Annotated in this window: 18 protein-coding genes, 1 tRNA gene and 2 riboswitches; of the genes, 13 read left to right on the forward strand and 6 right to left on the reverse strand. The window is 64.0% G+C overall.

From position 1 onward, the window contains the following. Nucleotides 1-7: 7 nt before the first annotated feature. The 5 genes from AC1L34_RS00295 (at nucleotide 8) to AC1L34_RS00315 (ending at nucleotide 5,115) form a co-directional block, all read left to right on the forward strand. Nucleotides 8-1,066 (forward strand): potassium channel family protein, encoded by a 1,059-nt coding sequence (locus AC1L34_RS00295; protein WP_424293498.1) that lies wholly within the window; start codon nucleotides 8-10, stop codon nucleotides 1,064-1,066. Next, nucleotides 1,066-1,998 carry an NAD(+) diphosphatase gene (gene nudC, locus AC1L34_RS00300; protein ID WP_424325181.1) on the forward strand — a complete coding sequence of 311 codons (933 nt, stop codon included), beginning with the start codon at nucleotides 1,066-1,068 and terminating at the stop codon, nucleotides 1,996-1,998. Before AC1L34_RS00295 ends, nudC begins: the two co-directional genes overlap by 1 nt. Nucleotides 1,999-2,046: 48 nt before the next feature. After that, complete coding sequence (locus AC1L34_RS00305) at nucleotides 2,047-2,307, forward strand: mycoredoxin (RefSeq protein ID WP_424293457.1); 261 nt, start codon at nucleotides 2,047-2,049, stop codon at nucleotides 2,305-2,307. 112 nt (nucleotides 2,308-2,419) lie between these two features. Then, nucleotides 2,420-4,492: an ATP-dependent helicase gene (locus AC1L34_RS00310; RefSeq protein WP_480035013.1), complete on the forward strand. Its 2,073-nt coding sequence runs from the start codon at nucleotides 2,420-2,422 to the stop codon at nucleotides 4,490-4,492. 350 nt (nucleotides 4,493-4,842) lie between these two features. Further along, the gene (locus AC1L34_RS00315; protein ID WP_424293455.1) at nucleotides 4,843-5,115 is read left to right on the forward strand and encodes a WhiB family transcriptional regulator; all 273 of its coding nucleotides are present in this window, start codon (nucleotides 4,843-4,845) and stop codon (nucleotides 5,113-5,115) included. Nucleotides 5,116-5,255: 140 nt separating this feature from the next. On the opposite strand, the gene AC1L34_RS00320 is transcribed toward AC1L34_RS00315, so the two are convergent. From AC1L34_RS00320 to AC1L34_RS00330, 3 genes are all read right to left on the reverse strand, one after another. Next, on the reverse strand, nucleotides 5,256-6,575 hold the full coding sequence (locus tag AC1L34_RS00320) for an ABC1 kinase family protein (protein ID WP_480035014.1): 1,320 nt from the start codon (nucleotides 6,573-6,575) through the stop codon (nucleotides 5,256-5,258). Beyond that, nucleotides 6,572-7,483, reverse strand: coding sequence for a hypothetical protein (locus AC1L34_RS00325; protein WP_424293450.1), 912 nt, complete (start codon nucleotides 7,481-7,483; stop codon nucleotides 6,572-6,574). Before AC1L34_RS00325 ends, AC1L34_RS00320 begins: the two co-directional genes overlap by 4 nt. A gap of 79 nt (nucleotides 7,484-7,562) precedes the next feature. Continuing rightward, nucleotides 7,563-8,984: a zinc-dependent metalloprotease gene (locus tag AC1L34_RS00330; protein WP_424322206.1), complete on the reverse strand. Its 1,422-nt coding sequence runs from the start codon at nucleotides 8,982-8,984 to the stop codon at nucleotides 7,563-7,565. Nucleotides 8,985-9,055: 71 nt separating this feature from the next. Here AC1L34_RS00330 and AC1L34_RS00335 point away from each other — a divergent pair, with 71 nt between their 5' ends. After that, the gene (locus AC1L34_RS00335; protein ID WP_424322205.1) at nucleotides 9,056-10,102 is read left to right on the forward strand and encodes a YlbL family protein; all 1,047 of its coding nucleotides are present in this window, start codon (nucleotides 9,056-9,058) and stop codon (nucleotides 10,100-10,102) included. 3 nt (nucleotides 10,103-10,105) lie between these two features. Here the strand turns inward: AC1L34_RS00335 and AC1L34_RS00340 are convergent, their stop codons facing one another. Continuing rightward, nucleotides 10,106-10,672: a PPA1309 family protein gene (locus tag AC1L34_RS00340; protein WP_424293453.1), complete on the reverse strand. Its 567-nt coding sequence runs from the start codon at nucleotides 10,670-10,672 to the stop codon at nucleotides 10,106-10,108. A gap of 128 nt (nucleotides 10,673-10,800) precedes the next feature. Here AC1L34_RS00340 and AC1L34_RS00345 point away from each other — a divergent pair, with 128 nt between their 5' ends. After that, complete coding sequence (locus tag AC1L34_RS00345; protein ID WP_424325420.1) at nucleotides 10,801-13,800, forward strand: UPF0182 family protein; 3,000 nt, start codon at nucleotides 10,801-10,803, stop codon at nucleotides 13,798-13,800. Between the two features lie 69 nt (nucleotides 13,801-13,869). On the opposite strand, the gene AC1L34_RS00350 is transcribed toward AC1L34_RS00345, so the two are convergent. Further along, a complete protein-coding gene (locus tag AC1L34_RS00350) occupies nucleotides 13,870-14,163 on the reverse strand; it encodes a hypothetical protein (RefSeq protein ID WP_480035015.1) in 294 nt (97 codons plus the stop codon). A 219-nt stretch (nucleotides 14,164-14,382) separates the two neighbouring features. Between AC1L34_RS00350 and AC1L34_RS00355 the strand changes: the two genes are divergently transcribed. The 6 genes from AC1L34_RS00355 to cobM all read left to right on the forward strand — a co-directional run bounded on the left by AC1L34_RS00355 (nucleotide 14,383) and on the right by cobM (nucleotide 20,014). After that, the gene (locus AC1L34_RS00355) at nucleotides 14,383-15,627 is read left to right on the forward strand and encodes an MCE family protein (protein ID WP_424322202.1); all 1,245 of its coding nucleotides are present in this window, start codon (nucleotides 14,383-14,385) and stop codon (nucleotides 15,625-15,627) included. An 86-nt stretch (nucleotides 15,628-15,713) separates the two neighbouring features. Then, nucleotides 15,714-15,787, forward strand: a tRNA-Met gene (locus AC1L34_RS00360). 173 nt (nucleotides 15,788-15,960) lie between these two features. Then, nucleotides 15,961-16,155: riboswitch (cobalamin riboswitch) on the forward strand. A gap of 55 nt (nucleotides 16,156-16,210) precedes the next feature. Continuing rightward, complete coding sequence (locus AC1L34_RS00365) at nucleotides 16,211-17,059, forward strand: nitrite reductase (RefSeq protein ID WP_424294089.1); 849 nt, start codon at nucleotides 16,211-16,213, stop codon at nucleotides 17,057-17,059. Beyond that, nucleotides 17,056-17,721, forward strand: a complete 666-nt coding sequence (locus tag AC1L34_RS00370; protein WP_424294090.1) for a precorrin-8X methylmutase — start codon at nucleotides 17,056-17,058, stop codon at nucleotides 17,719-17,721. Before AC1L34_RS00365 ends, AC1L34_RS00370 begins: the two co-directional genes overlap by 4 nt. After that, on the forward strand, nucleotides 17,718-19,259 hold the full coding sequence (cobJ, locus tag AC1L34_RS00375; protein WP_424325677.1) for a precorrin-3B C(17)-methyltransferase: 1,542 nt from the start codon (nucleotides 17,718-17,720) through the stop codon (nucleotides 19,257-19,259). Before AC1L34_RS00370 ends, cobJ begins: the two co-directional genes overlap by 4 nt. Next, complete coding sequence (cobM, locus tag AC1L34_RS00380) at nucleotides 19,256-20,014, forward strand: precorrin-4 C(11)-methyltransferase (RefSeq protein WP_424325376.1); 759 nt, start codon at nucleotides 19,256-19,258, stop codon at nucleotides 20,012-20,014. Before cobJ ends, cobM begins: the two co-directional genes overlap by 4 nt. Here the strand turns inward: cobM and cbiE are convergent. Beyond that, on the reverse strand, nucleotides 19,998-21,224 hold the full coding sequence (gene cbiE, locus AC1L34_RS00385) for a precorrin-6y C5,15-methyltransferase (decarboxylating) subunit CbiE (RefSeq protein WP_480035016.1): 1,227 nt from the start codon (nucleotides 21,222-21,224) through the stop codon (nucleotides 19,998-20,000). The two genes, cobM and cbiE, sit on opposite strands and share 17 nt — an antisense overlap. A 46-nt stretch (nucleotides 21,225-21,270) precedes the next feature. Further along, nucleotides 21,271-21,417: riboswitch (cobalamin riboswitch) on the forward strand. Nucleotides 21,418-21,459 lie beyond the last annotated feature (42 nt).

Consider the following 21,459-nt stretch of genomic DNA (forward strand, 5'->3'; position numbering starts at 1 on the left):
GAGCGGCGTGCGAACACGGTTGAGGCGCAGAGGCGGCCTCGTAGACGAGCCGGATTATGCCCTCGTCGGTGTGGTCCGAATCCCGGAAACGGAAAAGAGTCCCGCCCGCGCAATCGGCCGCCGCGTCCTGTGGGCGCTGACCGCGCTGTTCGTCTGCTCGATTGTTGTGTACATCGATCGTTCCGGGTACATCGACGCCAAAGAGGGCGAGATGACGTATGTCGATGCGCTCTACTACTCGGCCGTGACATTGTCGACGACGGGCTACGGCGACATCACCCCGATCACCGAGTCGGCCCGGCTTGTGAACATCATCTTCATCACCCCGCTTCGCGTGCTCTTCCTGATCGTGCTCATCGGTACGACCCTGGAAGTGCTGACCGAACGTTCGCGGCAGGCGATCAAGATCCAAAACTGGAGGAACCGCGTGCGTAACCACACCATCGTCATCGGCTACGGCACCAAGGGCCGCACCGCGGTGGATGCGGTGATTGCCGATGGCGGTAAGCCCGCCGAAATTGTCGTCGTCGACAAAGATCAGATCGCCCTCGACTCGGCGGGTGCGCACGGACTGGTCACCGTCCGCGGCGACGCCACGAAGTCCGACGTCTTGCGTCTGGCTGGGGTGCAGCACGCGGCCGCGATCGTGGTTGCCGCCAACCGCGACGACACGGCCGTCCTGGCGACGCTCACCGCCCGCGAGATCAACCCGAACGCCAAGATCGTCGCCGCCATCAACGAGTCCGAGAACACGCATCTGATGCGGCAGTCGGGCGCGAACTCGGTGGTCGTTTCGTCGGAGACCGCAGGTCGCCTCCTCGGAATCGCGACGATTACTCCGTCAGTGGTGGAGATCGTCGAAGACCTGCTGAGTCCGGAAGAGGGCTATGCGATCGCCGAACGCGAGGTGGAGCCAGCGGAGACCGGCGGCTCGCCCGCACACACGAAGGACCTGGTCCTGGGCGTGGTGCGGGCGGGCAAGCTGTATCGAGTCGGCGATGAAGAAGTCGAAGCCATCGAAGCTGGTGACCGACTGCTGTACGTCCGACAGGGCGGACCGGCCTGATGCCCGCCTCGTTTGAGCTCGGCGAAGAGCCGCTGCTGGCGCGTGCCAACCTGGACCGCGCCGACCAAGTTCGAAAGAACCCGGAGCGGTTGCGTGCCGGGTGGGCAACGGCGCGCGTCTTGCTGGTTGATCACAGTGGCCAGTACGCCGTAACCGAGCAGGGAACGCTGGGCTGGGTTCCGGCCATCAGCCTCGGTGCCGAACCGGTCGCTGACGGCGTGTTCCTCGCGTTACAGGTGGTCGACGGTCACGAAGTCGACTCGTGGGCGCTGCGCGTTGAGGAGACACCGGACGTTTTCGGCGAGGCGCGCTCGGGGGCTCATCGCCTACCCGCAGATGAAGCAGGTCTGCTCGCGACGGCGCTCGGAATGCTCAACTGGCACCGGACCGCGAGCTATTCGCCGATCGACGGCGACCCACTTGAGCTCGTGCAGGGCGGGTGGCTACGCCGCAACCCCAAAACCGGGGCCGAAGAATATCCGCGCACCGATCCGGCCGTCATCATGGTGATTCACGACGGTGCCGACCAGGTTCTGCTCGGTAGGCAGGCCGTGTGGCCCGAACGCTGGTTCTCGACGCTCGCCGGGTTCGTGGAACCGGGAGAGTCACTCGAGCAGTGCGTGCGCCGAGAAGTGTTCGAGGAAGCCGGAATCCACGTGCACTCGCCGCACTACCTCGGTTCGCAGCCGTGGCCGTTCCCGCGATCGCTGATGTTGGGGTTCGAGGCAATCGGCGATCCGGCAGATCCGCTGTCGTTTCGCGACGGCGAACTGGGCGACGCTCGCTGGTTCCACCGCGACGACGTGCTGCAGGCCCTCGGCCGCGACCGGGAATGGAACGGCACCAACACCGACGCCGAACTGCTCCTCCCCGGATCGATTTCCATTGCCCGCAGCCTCATCACCGGCTGGGCTCGCGCACCGAAACCCTGAACTCGCCCCGGATGTGCCCGGGTCGGGAAAATATGTTGAGATAGCGACATGACTGATGCGGCGACCAACCCGGAACTGACCGTCTACACCACCTCGTGGTGCCCGTTCTGCGATCGCCTGCGCGCCGGACTCGCGCGTCAGGAAATCGAGTACACCGAGATCGACATTGAAGCCACGCCCGAGGCCGCCGAGTTCGTCGGCAGCGTTAACGGGGGCAACCATGTGGTTCCGACGGTCCTCTACGCGGACGGGACCACCGCCACCAACCCGCCGATCGGCGACATCCTCACCAAACTCGGCAAGGTTTAACACCCGCGTTAGGCCCCGCACCGACCACGAAAATGTCAGAGGTGCGTGCGACCGTAGGCGCATGACGGTGACGGAATCACGTACGGCGGGAAGTACTCGAACGGCAGGACGTATGGCAGGCGGCGGAACGGTTGGTAGTCGGTCGCGGACAGCAGGTTCAGCAACCACGTCCGGCCTCGACCCCGAACAACTCGAAGCCGTCCTCGCACCCCGCGGCCCGGTCTGTGTTTTGGCGGGTGCTGGCACGGGAAAAACCCGCACTATCACCCGGCGTATCGCGCATCTTGTCGAATCCGGGCAGGTCAACCCGGAGCAGGTTCTCGCCGTCACCTTCACCGCGCGGGCCGCCGCCGAAATGCGTGAACGACTCGCCGCCCTCGGTATCTCCGGGCCGGGCAATCAAGTCGTTGCCCAAACCTTTCACGCTGCGGCGATGCGTCAACTTCGGTACTTCTGGCCGATGGCCATGGGCGACGTCCGGTGGGAACTCCTCGAGCACAAGTTTCGGATGGTCGGACGCGTCAGCCGGGAGTTGGGGCTCGACGTCTCCGACCGCGACCTGCTGCGCGACCTCGCGTCCGAAATTGAGTGGGCCAAGTCGTCGGGCATCGGTCCCGGCCAGTACATGGCCGCTGCTCTAGAAGCGCACCGCGACGTCCCCACAGATCCGCGGACCGTGGCGCAGGTGTTTTCCGCATACGAGGCCGCCAAGGTGGCCCCCAACGGAGACCGTCTCCTCGACTTTGAAGACCTGCTGATCTTCACCACCACAATCCTGCAATCCGATCCGTCGATTGCCGAGGAGTTCCGGTCCCGCTACCGCAGCTTTGTGGTCGACGAATACCAGGACGTCACCCCGATTCAGCAGAACCTGCTCGACGCCTGGCTCGGTGGTCGTGACGACATCACCGTTGTCGGCGACGCCAACCAGACCATTTACAGCTTCACCGGGGCCACGCCCACGTACTTGCTCGACTTCACGCGCCGCTACCGCGAAGCCACGCTCGTCCGACTGCAGCGCGACTATCGGTCCACCCCGCAGGTCGTCGACCTCGCCAACACGGCAATCAGCCAGGCGCGCGGCCGCGCTGCGGGTACCCGCCTGACACTGATCGGCCAACGAGCCGACGGACCCAAACCCATCTTCGCCGGATTCGACGACGATGTCTCTGAGGTTGTCGGTGTTGTTGCTCAGATCAAGCGCCTCATCCGTACCGGTGTGAAGTCGTCGGAGATCGCGGTCGTTTACCGCATCAACGCCCAGTCTGAGCAGTACGAAGAAGCGCTCTCCGATGCCGGTATCGACTACCAGGTGCGGGGCGCTCAGAGCTTCTTCGACCGCCCGGAGATCGCGGCGGGGATGCGTCGCCTCATCTCGTTGGCGCAGGGTGCGCCGCCACCCATGCAACCGGTCGACGCGGTGCGCCACGCGCTCCGCTCGGTCGGCCTCACCGAAGCCGAACCCCAGGGTGCCAATGCGCGGTCCCGCTGGCAGCAGCTCCTGCGGTTGATGGAGATCGTCGAAGCCATCGCCGCGGAAGCCCCCGCTCTCGACTTCGAGGGCCTCGTGCGCAAACTCGACGAACGCTCCCGCATGCGGCACGCGCCGGTCGGTGGCGGCGTCACCCTGTCGTCGATGCACGCGGCAAAGGGCCTCGAATGGGACGCCGTATTCCTCACCGGTCTGCATGAGGGCTCAATGCCGCTGGGGCGCGCCTCCAAAACTACCGACGAAGTGGAAGAGGAACGCCGACTCTTCTACGTCGGAATCACCCGTGCTCGCGAGCACCTGCACCTGTCGTGGAGTCTTTCGCGCGGGGAAGGGCGCAGCAGTAAGCGTCGCCGGTCCCGGTTCTTGGAGTCGCTGATGCCTGAGAAGCCGCGGCTTGAAGCCGCTGCCGGGCCGATGCCTGAGCGATCCGAACCGGACCCCGACGTGTACAAGGCCATGAGCAAATGGCGGGAAGATTATGCCAAGTCCGAAGGGATTTCTCCGGTCAATGTGATGAGCGTATCGATGATCCGATCGATCGCCGTTGCCGTGCCGTCGAGCATCGAAGAATTGAAGAAGGTCCGCGGGTTTGGATCCGAACGAGCCGAGTTGATCGGTCGGCAGATCCTCGAAGTGGTGGATTCGGCTCTCCCCGGAGGCGTCGGCACCGGTAAAACCGCAGGTAGAAAATAGGTTGTGCGTTTCTAGCAGAGCCGCCTAAAGTAGGCGGAGTACTTACGCGGTGCGGGGATCTCCTGTGCCGACTACGACGGTCAAACGAAAGGGAGTCGACCGACATGAACTGGCAAGCAGAACATCTGGCTGTAACAGCAGCGATTGTGGCGCGAGCGCGCCAGCGATTCCCCGTGGCCCGTATGGACGGCATCACGACGTCCTTCCGAAGGTCTCTTACCTAAGAGATCACCGGAACATCAAGGCCACGGCGAATCGCGAAAGCGAATCCGTGGCCTTTTGCGTTGGCGCAAAAGCTCGGCCCGGGTTCACCAGATTCTTAACTTCTGCGAACAGAAAGCCGACTTGAAATGTCTACCCTTGCAATTCCCCGAATATCCCTGCCCTGCCAGGACGATCAGATCGACGCCGACATGTGGTTCGCGGATCAGCCGCAACTACTGGAGGAAGCCAAGGGCCTGTGCAAGCAGTGCCCGCTGCAGGTCCCATGCTTGGAGAGCGCCATGGAGCGCGAAGAGCCGTGGGGCGTGTGGGGCGGCGAGATCTTCGAGCGCGGCGCGGTGATTGCCCGCAAGCGGCCGCGCGGCCGTCCGCGCAAGTACCCGGCCGCGAGCATTTCTTGAAAAAGGGGGTGAGCGACTCGGGTGCGCCGGACCGGTATACCGATCGACGCGACAAGCACAGAGCCGGGACAGGTAGTGACCTGTCCCGGCTCTTGTTTGGTTGGCGAGGTTACCGTTCCATGGTGCCCGGTCGGCGCCGGCTATTCGGCATCAATGCCCGGCATCCATTCCCGCAAGATGGCGCGGTAGGGGGCCTCGGCGTTGAGTTGAGCGGCGATGCCGACGCAGCCGATCAGGACGCGGAAAACCATCACATATTCGCGCGGCACATTGAGGTTGCGCGATGTCTTGTAGACGTCACCGTTGAAGTCGGTCGCCTTACCTGCGGCCCGCTGCAACCACTTGCGCGTGAAGTGGAACGTGTCCGTGTACAGCGGATCGACGTACGGTTGCAGGTACTTCGCGAGGTCTTCGGGCGTCACACGGTCGGCGTGCGAAGCCTGGATGAAGTTTGCTTCCACCATCAGATCGCGTAACTCGTCGTACTTCTTGTCGCGGGCCAGCGCTAAGATTTGGCCCGTCTTCGGAGGCAATCCGTCCGGGTAGTGCCCGACGGCCCCAAAGTCGAGGATCGCGAACCGACCATCGTCCAGGATGTAAAAGTTTCCGGGATGCGGGTCGCCGTGGATCATGCCGACGCGCGCCGGTGAGCTGATCTCGAACGTGGTCATCTTGGCGGCGGCGTTGTTGCGCTGCTCCTGTGTGCCATCGACGATCAGCTTCGACAGTCGAGTTCCGTTAATCCATTCGGAAACAACAACTTTCGGGGCACTCGCAACAACCTTGGGGACAAAGAAGTCGGGGTCGCCGTCGAAAGCTTTGGCAAAGGCGCGTTGGTTGTCGGCCTCGGCGAGATAGTTGAGCTCGTCCTCGGTGCGATCGATGAGTTCATCGACCATCGCTTTGACGTCGGTGCCCGGGGACAGCTTTTGGATCATTCCGGACATCCGGCTCAGCGTCTTAAGGTCTGCTTTGAGGGCGTGATCGGCACCCGGATACTGAACCTTGACGGCAACCTCGCGGCCGTCTGACCAGACGGCCCGGTGAACCTGACCGATGCTGGCCGAAGCGGCGGGTTCGTCGTCGAACTCCAGGAATCGTTCGCGCCACCGCGTGCCGAGCTGCTGGTCGAGGACCTTGTGCACTGCTGCGGCCGACAGTGGCGGCGCTTCGGCTTGCAGTTTGGTGAGCGCTTCGCGGAATGGTTCGCCGAACTCGTCGGGGATGGCGGCCTCCATGATGGACAGGGCCTGTCCCACCTTCATGGCGCCACCCTTGAGCTCACCGAGGACGGCGAATAGTTGCTCGGCCGTCTTATTCATCAGCTCGGCGCTGACTTCTTCTTTGCTTTTACCTGCGATGCGCTTACCGAGTCCGGCTGCCGCGCGTCCGGCCATTCCCAACGGAAGTGAGGCCAGTTTGGCATTGCGACGGCCTTGGCCCCGCGTGATCTCGCTCAATGGTGTCCTTTCGCCGCATGGTTGAGGATAGAGGAAAGCCGGGGCCGAGGCCCGACCCGATTGATTGTGGTGCAGTCACAGCGAGGATGGACAGGGGCGTCGATCGTCCGAACGGTGCTCGGATGCGGGCAAAATTCGATGGTATTTCCCAAGGTCGACGGAGGTTGGGCGTCGCGGACGCGGAGTTTGGTTGCCAGCTCATCGATTTGGGCCAGCGCCAACGCCGCAGTGGCGAACCGGGTTGCCGTACTCGACGCACCCGCGATGGAATGCAGCGTGGCGGCCAAGAGCGGCCATGCGGGGTCGACGTCGGTCAGGTGCAGGTTGAGACACCGCAAACAACTCGACAGCCCGGGTAATACCAGCGGTCCCACCGTCCCGACGTCGTCGCGGACGTATACCGGCAGGTGGGGGACCGCTGCCATCATCAGCGGATGCCACACCGCAGGGTCCGCCACCGGTTGATCGGCGATCACCACCAAACTTGGGCGCTGACCGCCCGGCCCGGGAAGTACCTCGGGATCGTAGGGTTCGGTGGTGGTGCCCACGGGGACGCGGCCATTGAGGAGTACGTCGGCGAGTTCACCGTGCCCCGCGACGGCGATACGCAAAGGTGATCGGTGGGCGGTGGGTTCGACGGCCTTACCGTTGTCGACGAGTTGATCGAGGATCGACCAGAATGCGGTCACGGTAAGCCCAGACGATCGCACCGCCCGCCTGACATGCCGGTATCGCTGTGGCGTGCGGAGTCGTTTGAGGACCTCGGTAACGGCGGTGGCGGTGACGTTGGGGCCAACGTCTACCACCAGCGCGGTCCGCGGGTCGGTGCCAATGTGGACGCGCTTGTCTGCTCGAGTCAGCACCGGGGTACCCGGAGTCAGGATCGGAAGTAGATCGCGCGATTCCATGCAGCTAAGGCTGGCACCGTATCGCTAACTCCGCGACCACGCTATCCACAGATTTGTTGGAAGCCGATGACGGAACCGGCTACTCCTTGCCCCCGTCGTTCTTGCCCCCGTCGTCCTTGATATCCCCGTCGTCCTTGAACTGGCGTTCCAGTTCGGCGAGGGCGTCGTCGATGCCCGAGGTGTCGCCGCCGATTACGCGGTCGATGAATCCTGCCGGATTGTCGAGATCCTCGGCATCTGGGAGCAAGTCCGGGTGGCCCCACACGCCGTCACGAACGCTGACGTCGGAAGCCGCGGTCAACGACCGCCACAGCGTTGCGGCCTCGCGGAGCTTACGGGGACGCAAGTCCATGCCGATCAGCGTGGCGAAGGTCTGCTCGGCCGGTCCGCCCGATGCCCGCCGCCGACGCATGGTTTCGGTCAGCGCCGCCGTGCTCGGGATCCGGTCGCCCAGCGCGTCGGACACGACGGTCTCTACCCAACCTTCAATCAATGCGAGGAGGGTTTCAAGACGAGCGAGGGCGGCCTCCTGTGCCGGGGTCGTGACGGGCTCAAACGACGCCGCCGAACCCATGAGCTCTTCGATCTTGCCCGGATTGGTCAGCAACTCTTGCGGATCGATGCCCCCCGCCATGTTTTGTAGGCCATCGAAATCGACGCGGATTCCGCGCGCATACTCTTCGACGGTCGCGAGCAGTCGCTGCTTGAGCCACGGGACATGCGTGAACAAGCGGATGTGGGCGGCTTCGCGGGCCGCGAGAAATACCACGATTTCCTGGGCGGGCAGGTCGAGCCCCTCGGCGAACTTCGCGATCGCCTCCGGCAACAGCACGCCCATCTGATCCGGGGCCAGCGGCAAACCGATGTCGGTTGATGTCAGGACTCCGCCAGCCATCTGGCCGAGGCCCTGGCCCAGCTGTGTGCCGTACATCGTTCCGCTGAGCTGGCCGATCATCGCCATCATCGGGCCAGCGAGGGCCTTGGCTTCCTCGGGGAGACCGGCGTCCATCGTCTTGGCCATTTGCTCGGCGATCGGATCGCACAGGGTTTGCCAGGTCGGCATCGTGTTTTCCAACCAGTCCACAGGCGTCCACGCCGCAGTGGTGGTGATACCTGCAGGCATTGTCGTTTGGTCGTCGAGCCACACCTCGGCCAGCCGAACGGCATCGGCGACGGCGCGATGTTCCTTCTCAAGCATCGGGGTAAACGAGCCCACCTGCTGTCGAGCAAGGTTGGCTGCTACCTCGTAGTTGACCGCGCCTTGTCCGGCGCCACCGGCCATGCCAGCGCCCATACCGCTGAACATGTTGCCGAGCTGACTGAAAATTTGGCCCAGCTGGGATGGGTCAATAGCGCCGCCATCGCCCATCGCGAAGGCGAACGGGTTCGTCGGATTCTGACCGCCGTTGTTGCCGTCGTTATCGCCACGGTTGTTATCCCCGTCGCCGCTGTTTTTGTCACGGTCGTCGGAGGAGGAAAAGCCGAAGGGCAGATCATTCATACCGTCAACGGTACCGGCATCGGGACGCTGCGCGCCGCGTCCTTGAACACTGCTGCACTACCCTGGTTCGGGTGACCATCCAGCCAGCCCATCGCCGCATCGCCACGATCACTGTCGGCATGGCATTGCTTATTGTTTTCCTCGTCGCAGGCATGACGTTCAAAGTGCCCTACGTGGCGCTGAGCGGAGGCCCCACGGTGAACACTCTCGGCGACCAGAACGGGAAGCCGGTGGTCTCGGTCTCCGACGCGGTCGACCCCCACCCGAAGGGGCACTTAAACCTCACAACGGTGTCGCTCCACGACCAAATGACCTTGTTCCAAGCATTGGGTATGTGGCTGTCGAGCGACTATGAGTTGGAGCCGCGCGAGCTGTACTACCCGCCGGACCAGTCCGTGGAGCAAGTCCAGCAGCAGAACGTCGCTCAGATGAGCAGTTCGGAAGCGAACGCGACTGCCGCAGCGCTGAACTATCTTCATAAGCCGACCACGCTCGGCGTTGACGATGTGGCCCCGAAAGGCCCGTCTGCTGGCAAGTTGAAGCAGTTCGACCGGATCGTGAGTGTTAACGGCGTCGACGTTCCCGACCCTAAGGCAGTCGTTGAGGTGCTGAGCAAGCTCAAGCCAGGCGAGACGATTGAGGTGGTCGTGCAGCGTGGAAACGCGCGGTTGACCGAGCAAATCAAGCTGGGGGAGCGGCCCGATGACAAGTCGCGCCCTTACCTTGGCGTGACCTTCACCACGATGGCCGAAGACCCCAATACGAACATCACTTACAACGTCGGTGACATCGGTGGCCCGTCAGCCGGCACCATGCTGACCTTGTCGATCATCGACCAGATGACGCCCGGCGACTTGTCTGCAGGAAAGTTTGTCGCAGGGACCGGAACCATCAAGCCCGACGGCACCGTCGGACCGATCGGCGGCATCACGCACAAGATCAAGGCTGCGCGCGACGCCGGTGCCACCGTGTTCCTTGTACCGGCAGAAAATTGCGCCGCCGCGACCTCCGACACCCCTGACGGCATCGAACTCGTCAAGATCGACACCCTGACCAGTGCGGTGCAGTCGCTGGACTCGCTCGACGATCCGAAGGCGACGCGCCCTAGCTGCTCTTGATCGTTAGCCGTGGAAAGTCTCGGCGAGCGAATCGAGCAGGTTCGGCGCGAGATCGGGGTGAGTTTGCAGGTCACCGGACTGACCATCGCCGTCGCGCAAGGCTAGAAGCGCAACCCGCTTACCGTTGCGCAGCACACCTGCGGCGAGGCGAGCCTGCTGACGATCCGGATGGGCGTGGGCTGCCTGACGAGCCGCCTCGTCGGCGGCATCGGCGTCGGCCAGTAGCGGCTCAAGCGCGGCATCCAAATCGGCCTCGGCGTCCGGTGGCAGTAGCGTAATTTCCGACACCAGCGCACACCCGACCACCTGTGGTGGCCACGCCACCGTGGTGAGAAGTTGCTCGAGGTCGTCGCTCTCGGTTTCCTGAACCACCGGGCTCAACGCCGAAACGTCGTCGGGATCCACCAGGCCCGGAGCCTGGGCGGCCAATACCGCGGTCGGAACCAACGCGAACAAAATCGGCCGCGAACCCCAGGGCAACTCGGCGGTGTAGGCGAGGCATTGGGCGAGGGCATTGCCGACGTCGGCCTGCGAAAAGCCGGGGCGTGAGGAACTTTCGGAAGGGGTCACGGACTCCATTGTGCCGTGCGCGGGCCACGGTCAACTGGGCCGACTCGCACAAATCGGTAAGCTGGTCGGCATTGTGCTCGCAGTGGCGCGGGCACGGAGTAATCAGGGAGTTTATTCACGTGGTGAGCATGACTGGATCGCACCCTCGGCCATCGCTGTCGCGGCGGTCGAAGATCCTGATCGGGATCGGCGTCGGGCTTCTGCTCTTGGTGCTCATAGCGCCGCGCGTGGTGTCGCTGATTACCGACTGGCTTTGGTACTCGTCGATCGGTTACACCGAGGTGATGAGCACGACGATCGTCACGCGGATCGTCGTCTTCGCGGTGGTTGCAGTATTTGTGGCCGCGGTGATCTTCGGTGCCATGTATGCCGCTTACCGGGTGCGACCTGACTTCGTGATGCTTTCGAGTCCCAACGATCCCCTCGCGCGCTACCGCACCACCATCGGTACCCGACCAAAACTCATGTTCGCGCTACCGGCGGTGCTGATTGGTTTGATGGCAGGCCTCATCGCGCAGGGTTCGTGGGCGACGGTCCAAACTTTCGTCAACCGTGAATCGTTCGGGATCAAAGATCCGCAGTTCAACATGGATATCGGCTTCTACGCGTTCTCGTTGCCGTTCTTCCGGATGATCCTCGACATCGTGATCATTGCGCTGGTTGTCGCCTTCATCGGCAACCTGGTGATGCACTACGTGTTTGGCGGAATCAAACTTGGCGGCGGCGGGCAACGCGGATCGCTGACCCGTGCCGCTCGGGTCCAGCTCGCGGTTATCGCGGGCCTGTTCATGATCGCCAAGGCGGTTGGCTACTGGTTCGACCGTTACGACCTGCTCTACAGCGACCGTCGCGGCGACATTTTCACCGGCGCCACGTACACCGACATTAACTTCGTGCTGCCGTCGAAGCTGATCCTGATGGCTATTGCGATTGTCTGTGCGATTGCCTTCTTCGCGGCCATCGCCCTGCGTGACCTGCGCATCCCGGCCCTGGCTGCCGTGTTGATGCTGGTTTCGGCGCTGATTATCGGTGTCATCTGGCCGGCGGCGATGGAACAGTTCTCGGTGAAGCCGAGCGCCATCACCAAGGAAGACCCCTACATCCAGCGCAATATCCAAGCCACCACCGATGCCTACCGGATTCGGGACGGCGTCGATGTCACGTACGAGCAGAACTGGACTTCGACGCCCGCGAAGCCGGAGTTGGTGAACGCAGACGAGCCGACGCTGTCGAACATCCGCATCCTGGACCCGGACGTGGTGTCGCGCGCCTTCGACCAGCGTCAGCAGCTCAAGAACTTCTACGGCTTCCCCAAGCAGTTGGCCGTCGACCGATACCCGGTCAAGGAAAAGCTGCCGGACTCGGAACAGACGGTTGAACGTCAGCGCGACTTCGTGGTTGCGGTCCGCGAACTCGACCCCTCGAAGTACGACGCAAACCAGCAGGGCTGGATCAATAAGCACACCGTGTACACGCACGGCAATGGTTTCATTGCGGCTCAGGCAAACAAGGTCGACGAGGCCAGCGGCGCGGACAGTCGTTCGGACCGCGGTGGGCAGCCGGTGTTCTTGGTGTCCGACCTCGACACGATTGGTAAGCCCGGCTACGCCCAGCAGCCGATTCAGGTGAAGCAGCCTCGCATCTATTTCGGTGAGCTACTCGCCAACGTGAACCCCGACTACGCGATCGTCGGATCGGCAGACGGGCAGAAGCACGAGTACGACGGTGACGGCCTCACCTACACCTACACTGCTGATTCGGGTGTGCCGCTGAGTAACCTCGGCACCCGACTGCTGTACGCGCTGAAGTACGGCGAGCGGAACTTTGTGCTGTCGGATCAAATCAACGAGGCATCGAAGCTGCTGTACAACCGTGACCCGCGCGATCGCGTCAAGAAGGCGGCACCGTGGTTGAAGGTCGATTCGAAGACCTACCCTGCCGTGATTGACGGCCAGATCAAGTGGATCGTCGACGGCTACACGACGCTGCAGAACTACCCGTACGCGCAGCGCATGTCTCTCGCCGAGGCCACCGCAGATTCGCGGGCGACGACTGTCGGCCAGACCGGCCGCCAGCTGCCCGACGAGGACGTCTCGTATGTTCGTAACTCGGTCAAGGCAACCGTCGATGCGTACACCGGCGAAGTCGATCTCTACCAGTTCGACACCCAAGACCCGGTCCTCAAGACCTGGATGAAGGTGTTCCCGGGCACGGTGAAGCCGCGCGCGGACCTGGACAAGAACACCGACCTGCTAGCGCACATGCGGTATCCGGAAGATCTGTTCAAGCTGCAGCGTCAGTTGCTTTCCAAGTACCACGTGGCCGACTCGGGCACGTTCTACCGGGCGAATAACTTCTGGACGGTTCCGGCCGACCCGACAACCAGCGATGACAACCGGTTGCAGCAGCCGCCGTACTACTTCACGGCGAGCCGCCCCTTCGGTTACGACGCTCAGTACCAGCTGACCGCGGTCATGACGGCGTTGAATCGACCGAACTTGGCGGCCTACATGACGGCGGCGTCCGACCCCGACGGCTACGGCAAGATCACCGTCAAGGTGTTGCCCACAATCAACCAGACGATGGGCCCGCAGCAGGCGGCCGAGAACATGACCTCGAATGGTCGCGTCGCGTCGGACCGAAAGCTGGTGGAGGAAACCACCAAGGTCACCTACGGCAACCTGTTGGCGCTGCCGGTGGGCGGCAACGGCATCCTGTACGTCCAGCCGATGTACACCGAGGCCAAGAGTGGTAACTCGGCGATTCCGAAGCTGTACCGCGTCCTGACCTACTACAACGCGGCAGCTGGCGGCGACAACGTGAGTGTCGGCTATGCCCCGACGGTCGCCGAGGCGCTGGCGCAGGTCGGTATCTCACCGGTCGCGGCCACCGCGCCGGAGAAGGACGGTGGCGCGGCAACAGAGCCCGCCCCGACAGCCAATCCGACACCGCAGGCACCGTCGAACAACGGTAAGGACAGCCCGGCCCGTGATGCGGCAGTGAAGGAACTGGGGCAGGCGCTCGAGAACGTACGCAAGGCCCAGTCGAGTGGTGACTTCAAGGCCTACGGTGAGGCGCTCGACAACCTCGACAAGGCAATTAAGAAGTACGAGTCGACGGGCGGATAGCCCGAACGCGTAAAGAACGCCGGCCGATCGGAATCCGATCGGCCGGCGTTCTTTGTGTTGCAGGGATAGTTAGGAAGGGCGCACCTTTGCGAGGTACCGGTTGATCTCTGCGGGAGTGTTGTCCGGCAATACCGGGGAGTGCCGCAGTTGCCTTACGAGGAAACTGAAAATCATGACCGAGAGCACCAGGCAGCCGAGCGCCAAGACGCCGTAGGTGATGTTCATACCTTTGTTTGCGGGAAGGTCGGCGAGGGTAACGACCCACAGACCGGAGAATGCGCCGCCGGTCAGCAACAGAATGAAGGCGATTACGCCCATCCAATGGTTGCCATGACTTTGTCGCTTCATTGCGTGGTTCGACATTGCTCCTCCTCGGTAGGTCGAACAGTGGAGAAAACACCTGGTACAGAACCTGGGGTGCAATTTCACCCTACCGCAGTTCGTGAGAAACCTCACAGGAGTAAACCTCGCAATCGGTTCCTCACACGTGCGGGTTTGAAGTAGTGGACGGCGACTGCTGCGTCATACGCTCACCTGGAGATCGGATTTCCAGGTGAAGCCAATGCGTAGAGAAGGTCGTACATGCCGCCGCTCAGTCGACTGGTGAGGACCCAACTGGCGGTCGTGTTGATTGTCGGACTCCTTGCCGCGGTGTACGCGGGAGTGCGTTTCGCGCGCATGGATCAGGCCCTCGGAATCGCCGGGTATCGAGTGGTGGTCCACATGGACGATGCCAGTGGCATCTTCGACAACGCCGAGGTGACATACCGAGGGGTTCACGCAGGTCGAGTCAGTGCCATGCGGATGCGCCCGGGCGGCGTCGATGTTGAATTGATGATCGACACCGACCACAAGATCCCGGAGTCGTCAGTTGCGGTGGTCGCAAACCGGTCGGCGATCGGTGAACAGTTCCTCGACTTGCAGCCGCCGTCGTCTGCGGGGCCGTACTTGGCTGACGGTGCGGAGATCGACAAGGTCAAAATGCCGCCGGTGATCGCCGAAGTAATTGCCTCCACGATTGATCTGACGAAGACGATCCCCGTCGACCAGTTGCGCACCGTCGTGACCGAGCTGGGGAAGGCCTTCAACGGTAAGGGTGACGACCTGTCGCGGCTGATCGATTCCCTCGACAAGGTATCCGCAGACGGGCTCGCCAGCCTGAACAGTACGATCGGCCTGATTAAGAGCTCGAATGTGGTTCTCGAGACGCAGGCGGAACAGTCCGACGAGATCCTGAAGTGGTCGCGAAGTCTCGATCTGGTGGCCGCGCAGTTGGCGGGTTCGGACCCGGCGATCCGCCGGATTTTGGCCGATGGCCCCCGTGCGGCGGCCGCACTGTCAGGGTTTCTTGACGACAATGGTGCCGATGCGACCAAGCTGATCGGCCAGTTGGGGCGGACGGTTGATGCGATTTCCCCGACTTCGTTCGCTACCGAGATGACGGTCGCGCTGCTGTCGAATCTGTCGGCTGGTAGCCATTCGCCCGCCCCCGGCAACGGGCAAATCCGGTTTGGGATCGTCTTGGAGACCGGGAATCCGCCCAGCTGTACGCGGGGTTACGAGTCGACCCAGCAGATGATCGCGGAGATCAAACGCAAGAACCCGAACTTCGACATCAACTACGACGACTTCCCGTTCAACACGGACGCGAAGTGCGCCGTCCCGGTCGGCAACCCGACGTCGGTCCGTGGTGCTGATCGTGCGTCGCTGGCCAACCCGGATATCCCGCAACCGTGGGATAACAAGCCGAAGAAGGATCCCGACAAGCTGAACCTGACGCCTGTCGCCACCCAGATGGCAGCTCTCATGGGCGTCCACCCGCGGTAGAAAATGGCTGGTCAGTGTCCTCGATCACGTTGCAGGCAAACCGATTTGCGTTGGAAGTTCACCGGTGTGTAACGTAATCAATGCAACGCGGGGTGGAGCAGCTCGGTAGCTCGCTGGGCTCATAACCCAGAGGTCGTAGGTTCGAATCCTGCCCCCGCTACTAAACAAGAAGACCCGCACCATTTGGTGCGGGTCTTCTTGCATTTCCCGCGCCCCCCTGCCCGTTCTCGCATGATGCGTCGATTCCCGCACTACGTCTGACATAGTGCGGGAATCGACGCATCATGCGGGAACAAGGGGTGCTGCGGGTTCCGACCTAGGTCGGGGAGGCTGGTACGGTCCAAAGTTGCCAGTCGTACTCCATGTTGGGGTCAGGGAACCCGGTGAGATTCCGGGACTGACGCGCAGCGGTGAGGGGGACGGGCGGGGCACGCCGAGGAATCGGCAGCCACTGGAGCAACGCTCCGGGAAGGCGCCTCGGCCCGAATGAACCCGAGTCCGAAAACCTGCTGGCCCTAGCGGCAATCGCCGCCAGGTCAATGCCGGACCTCGCGCACTGGGTCCCTGACCAGATGGGTTACCCATGCCTGCCGGCCTAAGGCTCAACGCCCACCGAACGCGCAGCGACCGGTGTCCGGGTGCGCTGCGCCCGTGGCCCGCCGACGACGGACTCCTCGTCCGCCTCCGACTCATTGGCGGACGCGTCGAATCGGAACAACTTGCGGCAATCCTCGAAGTCGCCGAACGGTTCGGCGACGGCCGCATTCACGTGACGTCCCGAGCAAACCTGCAACTTCGGGCCCTGCAAGGCACGGGACAACTCGACGACGCGACGCTCGCGGCCATCGAAGCCACCGGACTCCTGCCGACGCGCACCCACGAACTCGTTCGCAACATCATGATCTCGCCGCAGACGGGACTGAGCGGTGGTCGAGCCTATCTTCGCCCGACCGGCCACGAACTCGATCGGTTGCTATGCACCGACCCAAAAATCGCCACCCTGTCAGGCCGCTTCCTGTTCGTCCTCGACGACGGTCGTGGCGACCTAATGAACCACGCCTGCGACCTCGGACTTGTCGCACTCGACGGCGCGACCGTCCAAGTCCGAGTCGGCGAAAAATGGGGTCCGGTCGTCGACCTCGACGATGCCGCCCAAACCTTGGCCGACCTGGCCACAGCCTTCGTCGACCGTCGCGGCACGGGTCCGACCGCCCCGTGGCATGTGCGCGAACTGGCGGCACCGCTCGTCGAACCCCAACTGCCGGACCCGCGCGTGCCTCCGCCAGGACCGGCCCTGGCTTACAGCGAGGCACACGTCGAGGTCCCCGGGGCGGGCATGGACCGCGACTTTGTCGAAGCCCGCACTAGCACCACCGATTACCTGATCGTCACGCCCTGGCGCGGCGTACTGATTCCCAAGGACCCACGATGACCAGCCCAACCAGGCCCTCGCGCCACTATCCGTACATTGATTCCGGCCCGGCCATTTACGTCGACTCGTTCGCGACGATCCGACGGGAAGCCGACCTCAGTGGGATTCCGGCGGACGCCGAAAAGCTCGCCGTCCGCATGATCCACGGGAGCGGTCAGGTCGACCTCGCCGCCGATCTCGTGGTGCACCCGGAGATGGTGGCGGCCTCGCGGGCGGCGCTGGCGTCGGGCGCACCGATACTGTGCGACGCCACCATGGTCGCGACCGGAGTCACCCGCGCACGTCTCCCTAAAGACAACGACGTCCTCTGCCTCCTCAACGACCGCCGTGTCCCCGGCCTAGCCGCCGACTGGTCGACGACCCGCACCGCTGCCGCCGTCTCGCTGTGGGAACCGCGCTTGGAAGGGGCGGTCGTGGCGATCGGCAATGCGCCGACGGCCCTGTTTCACCTGCTGGAAATGATCCTCGACGGCGGCCCGCGACCGGCCGCGATCGTCGGATGCCCCGTCGGCTTCATCGGTGCCGCCGAATCCAAGCAGGCCCTTATCGACTTCGCCGCGACCCACGGCATCGACATCCCGTACGTCACCGTCCGCGGACGTCGCGGCGGCTCGGCCATGACCTCATCGGCGCTCAACGCCCTGGCACAGGAGAAGGAATGACCGGCACCTTCACGATCGTCGGCATTGGCCCCGGCGACCCCGAACTCGTCACGATCAAAGCTGCTCGCATCATCGGCGAGGCGACCGTCGTGGCCTATCACGCGGGAACCACCAAGCAGTCGCATGCGCGGCGGATCGCCGACAGCTTCATCCCGACCGAGACCATCGAAGAAGAACTGCGGTACCCGGTTACGACCGGCACCACCGACCATCCGGGCGGATACGTCGGTGCCATGACGGCGTTCTACGAGACGTGCGCCCAACGACTGTCCGCGCACCTCGACGCCGACCGCAATGTGGTGCTCCTCGCCGAAGGGGACCCGCTGTTCTACGGGTCATCGATGTACCTGCACGACCGTTTCAAGGACATCTATCCGACGATGGTGGTCCCCGGAATCCCAGCGTTTGCCGCGGCGACCGCCGCCATCGGCGGCAGCGCCGGACCACTGGTCCGACAATCCGACGTTCTGACCGTCTTGCCCGGCACGCTGCCGGAACCGGAACTCGCTCGACGCCTCGCCGACACCGACGGCGCGATCATCATGAAGCTCGGTCGGACGTTCCCGGCGGTGCGGTCGGCGCTCGCGCAAGCCGGTCGCCTCGACGGCGCCTGGTACGTGGAACGTGCGTCGCAACCGGAGGAACGCTGGCTGCCGGTGGTCGACGTCGACCCCGCGTCGGTGCCGTACTTTTCGCTGATCGTGGTCCCCGGTGACGACGCGAAGAAGGCCACGGCAGCGCGGATGCGAGCCGACGGTGACGTGCCGGAGGAGTCGGTCGTCGCGCGTCCAGCCGCGGAACTGCTGGTGATCGGGCTTGGACCCGGCCCCGACGGATGGCTGACGCCCGAGGCGTCCGCGGCGCTCGCCGACGTGGACCATGTGATCGGCTATGGCCCGTACGTTGACCGTGTTCCCCAGCGAGTCGGCCTCACTCGGCATGCGTCGGGCAACACCGTCGAAGTGGACCGTGCCCGGCACGCGCTGGATCTCGCCAAAGCTGGGGAGAAGGTTGCAGTAGTGTCGGGCGGCGACGCTGGCATCTTCGGGATGGCGGCGGCCGTGTTCGAGGCCGCTGAGGATCCCGCGTATGCGGGGATTGCGGTCCGGGTGCTGCCCGCAGTGAGTGCGGTGCAGGCGGTAGCTGCGAAGGCGGGTGCCCCGATCGGAGCGGACTTCGCGGTGATGTCGCTGTCGGATCGGCTGAAGCCGTGGGCGGTTGTTGAACGACGACTGCGCGCCATTGCCGAAGCGGATCTGGTGTTGGCAATCTACAACCCGGCGTCGCGGTCGCGGACTGAGCAAATCGCGACGGCGCGGGAGGTGCTGCTGGAACATCGGGCCGCCGACACCGTGGTGATCGTCGGACGGGACGTAGGCCGGGCCGAAGAATCACTCACGGTGACGACCCTGGCCGAGCTGGATCCGACGACCATTGACATGAAATGCCTGCTCATCGTGGGTGCAAGTTCCACGCGAATCAGTGCTGCCGGGGTGTGGACGCCTCGCTACGTGAAGGCTTTGGAGCTGGCGCAATGACCGTCCACTTTGTGGGCGCCGGACCCGGTGCCGCCGACCTGCTGACCGTCCGCGCGACGAGACTGCTCGCCGCCGCCGACGTGGTGCTTTATCCGGGGACCTACCTTGATCCCGACGTGCTGAGCCACGCAAGCCCAGACGCTGAGCTTGTCGATACTCAGGGTCTCGACCTCGACCAGATCACCTCCCGAATCGTCGAGGCGCATGCGGCCGGGAACGAGGTGGTGCGCCTGGCCTCGGGCGACCTGTCCATCTACTCGGCGCTCGCCGAACAAACTCGACGGCTCGACGCGGCAGGCGTCGCGTGGGACGTAACGCCGGGCGTTCCCGCCTACGCGGCCGCAGCGGCTGTCGTGGGGCGGGAGCTGACGGTCCCGCTCATCAGCCAGTCAGTGGTGTTGACGCGGACGCAGGCTCGATCGACCGCGATGCAGGCGACGGAAAATCTGGCAGCGTTCGCGGCGACGCGGGCAACACTGGTGTTGCACCTGGCAATCACCAAAACCCGGGCCCTGATGGACGACTTGATCGGCGACTACGGCGCCGACTGCCCGGTGATCGTCGTGTACCGAGCCAGCCAACCCGAGCAGCAGATCCTTAGGGGAACCGTGGCGACCATCGCCGACATCGTCGACGCGGCCAGGCTCAAACGGGCAGCCGTAATCCTGGTCGGTTGGGCGCTGGACCCGACGGCCGGAGGGGAGTCGTTCCTGTACGACCCTGCGCGGGAGCGCGGAACTAAGCTCCGCGCGTAAACGTCCACTGGGTCACCGTGCGCATCGGCGTCCAGCCGGTGAAGCTGCCGATCGGGGCGGCGACCTCCACCGCAAGGCGGGTCAACTCGCCGTCGTGCGCGGCGTGCAATTCGCCGAGGAGTCGTTCGGTTTCGATCGTCACGCCGTGCACCACCAGGCGACCACCAGCGGGCAGTGCGGCCAAGCAATGGTCGACGACGCCGGGGGCGGTCGCGCCGCCGCCGATGAAGATCGCTGACGGTTCGGGTAGGCCGTCGAGGGCTTCTGGTGCCTTCCCGACCACGACCCGCAAACCAGGCACCCCGAGGTTGCTGGCATTGCGGGCGATCCGTTCTGCCCGGTCGGGGTGCGCTTCGACTGCGGTGGTCGTGCAGGTGGGATGCGCGCGCATCCACTCGATCCCAACCGAGCCTGCGCCAGCGCCCACGTCCCACAGGTGCTCGCCGGGGACAGGAGCGAGCCGCGCCAACGCCGAGGCGCGCAAGTCGCGTTTGGTGAGCTGCCCGTCGTTCTCGAAAACGCTGTCGGGCAGTCCGGCAACCCACGATCCGTGGGGCGGCCCGATCAGCTCGAGGCCGATCACATTGAGCCTCGACGACGGTCCGGTCCAGGTGGCGACGGTCCCGTCGCGTCGGCTGAAATCGGCCGATCCGAGGTCGCCCAGCACGTGCATAACGCTGGCGCCGTAGCCGAGGTTTCGCAGCAGGTCCGCCACTGCCGCGGGAGTGTTCTCGTCCGACGACAGCACCACCACCCGTCGACCCGCAGACAACTCTCGGACCACTAGCGAAACATCGCGACCCACCAGCGAGACGACCACACACGACTCGGCTGACCACCCCAACTCAGCCCGGGCCAACGCGACTGACGACACTGCCGGGATCACCCGCACACGGTCGGCACCGAGCACGTCGATCAATGTAGAACCGATCCCCGAGACCAGCGGATCACCCGACGCGAGCGCCACCACGGAGCCGCCTGCGACCTCGCCAAGAAAAGCCCCGAGCTGCTCGCGCAAAGGCGACGGCCAAACGTGCCGCCGCTGGTCGGGACGGTCGGGGAGCATCGACAAGTGTCGTGCGCCACCGATAACCACGCTGGCGTCGAGTACTAGTTTTTGCTGTTCAGCGGGCATCGCCGCCCAACCTTCGGCGCCGACGCCAACAACGGTGATCGGCGGCGGGGTCGCGGGGCTCGTTGTCTGGGACACGAACGCTGACGCTATCGTAGGCACTAGGCACGAGGTGCCTTGGAGGCTTCGGCATCGGAAACGGTGGCAACTGCCGACAAGGAGAATCTGGGAAGCCGGTGAGATTCCGGCACAGGCCCGCTGCGGTAAATCGGGCCCCTCCATGCGAGGGGATCCGACAAGTCCGAAGACCGGCCTCGCGCCCGACCCTATTGTGTGGCGGCGTTCTGAACGCCGACCACGTGTGCATGAGCGG

This window comes from Gordonia sp. 34D, assembly GCF_056682775.1.

Coding starts and splice junctions, on each gene's coding strand:
- nudC (WP_424325181.1), top strand. CDS start 1,066: ATGCCCGCCTCGTTTGAGCTCGGCGAAGAGCCGCTGCTGGCGCGTGCC.
- AC1L34_RS00305 (WP_424293457.1), top strand. CDS start 2,047: ATGACTGATGCGGCGACCAACCCGGAACTGACCGTCTACACCACCTCG.
- AC1L34_RS00310 (WP_480035013.1), top strand. CDS start 2,420: ATGGCAGGCGGCGGAACGGTTGGTAGTCGGTCGCGGACAGCAGGTTCA.
- AC1L34_RS00315 (WP_424293455.1), top strand. CDS start 4,843: ATGTCTACCCTTGCAATTCCCCGAATATCCCTGCCCTGCCAGGACGAT.
- AC1L34_RS00325 (WP_424293450.1), bottom strand. CDS start 7,483: ATGGAATCGCGCGATCTACTTCCGATCCTGACTCCGGGTACCCCGGTG.
- AC1L34_RS00330 (WP_424322206.1), bottom strand. CDS start 8,984: ATGAATGATCTGCCCTTCGGCTTTTCCTCCTCCGACGACCGTGACAAA.
- AC1L34_RS00345 (WP_424325420.1), top strand. CDS start 10,801: ATGACTGGATCGCACCCTCGGCCATCGCTGTCGCGGCGGTCGAAGATC.
- AC1L34_RS00350 (WP_480035015.1), bottom strand. CDS start 14,163: ATGTCGAACCACGCAATGAAGCGACAAAGTCATGGCAACCATTGGATG.
- AC1L34_RS00355 (WP_424322202.1), top strand. CDS start 14,383: ATGCCGCCGCTCAGTCGACTGGTGAGGACCCAACTGGCGGTCGTGTTG.
- AC1L34_RS00365 (WP_424294089.1), top strand. CDS start 16,211: ATGCCTGCCGGCCTAAGGCTCAACGCCCACCGAACGCGCAGCGACCGG.
- AC1L34_RS00370 (WP_424294090.1), top strand. CDS start 17,056: ATGACCAGCCCAACCAGGCCCTCGCGCCACTATCCGTACATTGATTCC.
- cobJ (WP_424325677.1), top strand. CDS start 17,718: ATGACCGGCACCTTCACGATCGTCGGCATTGGCCCCGGCGACCCCGAA.
- cobM (WP_424325376.1), top strand. CDS start 19,256: ATGACCGTCCACTTTGTGGGCGCCGGACCCGGTGCCGCCGACCTGCTG.